The organism is Pantoea sp. RCC30.1, assembly GCF_058148845.1.
The window spans coordinates 1-504 of sequence record NZ_JBXUHX010000087.1; the positions used below are offsets into that span (position 1 = coordinate 1).

Annotated in this window: 1 protein-coding gene; it reads left to right on the forward strand. The window is 63.3% G+C overall.

Translation table 11 applies throughout. The annotated features are described in order from the left end of the window. A partial coding sequence (gene tssC, locus AC2LB6_RS24630) for a type VI secretion system contractile sheath large subunit (RefSeq protein ID WP_490095477.1) occupies positions 1-504 on the forward strand: 504 nt, incomplete at both ends.

A 504-nucleotide genomic window follows, 5' to 3' on the forward strand; every position in this document is an offset into this window, starting at 1 on the left:
GGTGTTCGACACGGTCGAGTACGCGAAGTGGAAGTCGTTCCGCGAGAGCGAAGACAGCCGCTACGTCGGCCTGACCATGCCGCGCTTCCTGGGCCGGCTGCCGTACAACCCGAAGGATGGCACCACGGTCGAGGGCTTCAACTTCGTCGAGGAGATCGAAGCGGCCGACCACAGCAAGTTCCTGTGGTGCAACACCGCCTACGCCATGGGCGCGCGCCTGACCCAGGCGTTAGAGAGCTTTGGCTGGTGTGCGGCCATCCGGGGCGTGGAAGGTGGTGGCCTGGTCGAAGACCTGCCGACCCATACCTTCCGTACCGACGACGGTGAAGTGGCGCTGAAGTGCCCCACCGAGGTGGCCATCACCGACCGTCGTGAAAAAGAACTCAGTGACCTCGGCTTCATGCCGCTGGTGCACTGCAAGAACACCGACTACGCCGCGTTCTTCGGCGCCCAGTCGGCACAGAAGCCGAAGAAGTACAACACCGATTCGGCCAATGCCAACGC